Origin of the sequence: Flavobacterium sp. (assembly GCF_031363805.1) — a bacterium.
In the GTDB taxonomy this organism is placed as follows: domain Bacteria; phylum Bacteroidota; class Bacteroidia; order Flavobacteriales; family Flavobacteriaceae; genus Flavobacterium.
Map to the genome: position 1 here is coordinate 1 of NZ_JANLVD010000259.1, position 3,448 is coordinate 3,448.

Genomic DNA, 3,448 nt, shown 5'->3' on the forward strand with positions numbered 1-3,448 from the left:
TCATTCTGATGTGCAAAGTTCTCAAGTTTTTCATGACTGATGCACTTCTCAAACTATCCATCGTTGGTCCCAAAAGCATACTGGCACCTGAATTTACATTTTTCAGATCGTTTATAAATTCTTGCGAAGCACAAACCACGCTTCCAACCGTATCGCTACTGCCATTAATGTATTTTGTCAAACTATGAATTACAATATCTGCACCCAGTTTTATTGGCGCAACAGACAATGGCGAAAACGTGTTATCTACCACCAATTTTAAATCATGTTTAATAGCAATTTTTGCCAAACCAGCAATATCAGCTACTTCCAGGAGTGGATTACTCACGGTTTCGCAATACAAAACTTTGGTGTTTGGCGTAATGGCTGCTTCCACAACATCTAATTTAGTGATATCCACAAAGGAAGTTTTGATTCCCATTCTTGGTGCAAAATTTTTCAAGAACGCATAAGTTCCACCATAAATAGTTCGGCTTGAAACAACATGATCACCATTGCTGCACAATTGCAATAATGTTGGTGTGATGGCGCCCATTCCCGAAGCGGAAACATTGGCAGTTTCCGTACCTTCCATTGCTGCCAGGGCTTTGTCTAAATACAAATTACTGGGTGATGAATGACGAGAATACAAGTAACAGCCTTCGGCGTTGCCTTCAAAAGTATCAAACATAGTTTTCGCAGAAAGAAACGTATAGGTTGAACTATCGGAAATTGAAGGATTTACACCACCAAATTCGCCAAAATATTGTAAATCTTGAATTTTGTCTGCTGGATTAAAAGTTTTCATTTTATTGATTTTTGAAATTGAAATTGATTTTTGAAATTAATTTTTTTTGAAGCTATTTCCAGCTTTCCACTTCAATCTTTTGCTTTTTAAAGAAAAAAGCAAAAGGATTTCCGTTGCAATCTGGGCTAGGTAATTCCATTTAATTGCTACATCAAAATAAATACAAATATGAATAATAATCAATACTTACATTAAAATATAGATTTAAAAACTAATATTAACAATATTATTAGATTTTTTAACTAACTTTATCTTCATTAAAACTAAATAATAGTTTATTTATTAATTTATTTCAATATCAATTATGGACTCTACTGATAAAAACCTTTTAAAATTATTACAAATAGACAGCAAAAGTACTACTAAAGAATTATCTTCAAAACTAAATCTTTCTGTTACAGCTATTTACGAGAGAATAAAAAAACTGGAAAAAGAGGGAATTATTTCCAATTATGTGGCATTGTTAAATCGAAATAAAATTGAAAAAAGCTTTGTGGTTTTTTGTCAAATCAAACTTATTCAGCAAAGTAAAGAATTCATTTTGGATTTTGAAAAAGAAGTCATCAAATTCAATGAAATATTAGAATGTTTTAATGTGAGTGGCGATTATGATTATATTTTAAAAATTGTAGTAAAAGATATGGAAGAATACCGTGATTTTTTAGTTAATAAACTATCAACATTACACCAAATAGGTAGTAAACATAGTACCTTTATGATTGGAGAAGTAAAAAACACTACTTTTATTTCTGTTTAATCAAAACATTATATTTAAAATGAAAAAAATCATCAAATACTTAGCTTTTTTTACACTATTGTTATCAATAATAAATTGTAAACCAAAAACTAGTCAGCAAAATCCAGAAACCAATCAAAATAATTTAAAGAGAGTTTGGATGTTGGTTGAATTTCAAAACTTTAAAAAAGAAGATTTGGTTAAAAATAAAGCACAAATGAATTTAACCGATTTGAAAAATCCAAAAGCAAATATGGGTTGCAACCAAATATCTTTTCAAATTGAATTAGAACAAAATAAAATTAAGTTCATGAATTTGAGAAGTACTAGGATGTTTTGCGAAAATGCTATGGAGCTGGAAAATGCATTTTCAAAATCGTTAGAACAATTTAATTCATATCTACTAGAAGGTCAAAAGTTGATTCTTAAAAATGAAAAAAATGAAAAAATAGTTTTCGTTGCACAAGATTGGGATTGATTTTAAATTTTTGAAATTGAAATTGAATTTTCATATTGAAATTGAAATTGAATTTGTAATTTTGCATCATCAATAAAAAAACAAAACTATGAGTTCATTTGACGTAGTCATTATAGGTTCAGGACCAGGCGGATATGTTTCAGCTATTCGTTGTGCACAATTGGGCTTTAAAACCGCCATAATCGAAAAATATTCAACTTTGGGCGGCACTTGCTTGAATGTTGGTTGCATTCCATCCAAAGCAATGTTATCATCATCTCATCATTATGCAGAAATTAAACATTTTGAAGAAAACGGGATTGAAATTTCTGGTGAAGTGAAGGTAAATCTCGAAAAAATGATTGCTAGAAAACAAGCAGTTGTAGATCAAACCGTGGGTGGAATTAACTACTTGATGGACAAAAATAAAATTACCGTTTTTACTGGAATTGGTTCTTTTGTAGATGCTACACATGTTGCCATTGCAAAATCAGATGGAACTTCTGAAACAATTGAAGGTAAAAATATTATTATCGCAACTGGTTCAAAACCATCTTCGTTACCTTTTATAAAAATAGATAAAGAAAGAATTGTTACTTCTACCGAAGCATTAAAATTTAAAGAAATTCCTAAACACTTAGTCATTATTGGCGGTGGTGTTATCGGAATTGAATTGGGTCAAGTTTATTTGAGATTAGGATCGCAAGTTTCTGTAGTAGAATATATGGACAGAATTATTCCAGGAATGGACAGTTCGTTATCTAAAGAATTGACTAAAGTTTTGAAAAAACAAGGAATGAAATTCTATGTTTCGCACAAGGTAAAATCTGTAGAAAGAAATGGAGAAATCGTTCTAGTTCAAGCCGAAAATACAAAAGGAGAAACCATTACTTTAGAAGGTGATTATTCGTTAGTTTCTGTTGGTCGTCGTCCATACACAGACGGACTTGCTACAGAAAAAGCGGGAGTTAAAATTACCGAAAGAGGTATGGTAGAAGTCAACGACCATTTGCAAACCAATATTTCAAACATTTACGCTATTGGCGATGTAGTTCGTGGTGCAATGCTAGCCCACAAAGCAGAAGAAGAAGGTGTGATGGTTGCCGAAATTTTGGCGGGTCAAAAACCACACATTAATTATAATTTAATTCCTGGAGTGGTTTATACTTGGCCAGAAGTTGCCACTGTTGGCCAAACAGAAGAACAATTAGTAGCTGCTGGAATTGCTTTCAAATCGGGAAGTTTTCCTTTCAAAGCATTGGGAAGAGCTAGAGCTAGCGGAGATTTGGACGGATTTGTAAAAATTCTTGCCGATGCAAAAACAGATGAAGTTTTGGGTGTTCACATGATAGGTGCCAGAACTGCAGATTTAATTGCGGAAGCCGTTACTGCAATGGAATTTAGAGCATCAGCCGAAGACATATCCAGAATGTCTCACGCACATCCAACATTTGCAGAAGCTATAAAA

The 3,448-nt window shown here is 32.3% G+C and carries 4 protein-coding genes; 3 read left to right on the top strand and 1 reads right to left on the bottom strand.

Going from position 1 to position 3,448, the window contains the following annotated elements:
- Positions 1–787 (bottom strand): aminotransferase class I/II-fold pyridoxal phosphate-dependent enzyme (locus RMN92_RS13675; protein ID WP_309609997.1); only part of this gene is annotated, 787 nt, incomplete at its 3' end.
- 304 nt (positions 788–1,091) lie between these two features.
- Between RMN92_RS13675 and RMN92_RS13680 the strand changes: the two genes are divergently transcribed.
- The 3 genes from RMN92_RS13680 to lpdA all read left to right on the top strand — a co-directional run.
- A complete protein-coding gene (locus RMN92_RS13680) occupies positions 1,092–1,544 on the top strand; it encodes an Lrp/AsnC family transcriptional regulator (RefSeq protein WP_309609998.1) in 453 nt (150 codons plus the stop codon).
- A gap of 19 nt (positions 1,545–1,563) precedes the next feature.
- Entirely contained in the window at positions 1,564–2,001 is a 438-nt protein-coding gene (locus RMN92_RS13685; protein ID WP_309609999.1) for an META domain-containing protein, read from the top strand.
- 88 nt (positions 2,002–2,089) lie between these two features.
- Positions 2,090–3,448: dihydrolipoyl dehydrogenase (gene lpdA, locus RMN92_RS13690; RefSeq protein WP_309610000.1), on the top strand; the 1,359-nt coding region annotated here is incomplete at its 3' end.

Bases quoted from the DNA above. Each gene is read 5' to 3' on its own strand.
- RMN92_RS13680 (WP_309609998.1), top strand. From the start codon at position 1,092: ATGGACTCTACTGATAAAAACCTTTTAAAATTATTACAAATAGACAGC.
- RMN92_RS13685 (WP_309609999.1), top strand. From the start codon at position 1,564: ATGAAAAAAATCATCAAATACTTAGCTTTTTTTACACTATTGTTATCA.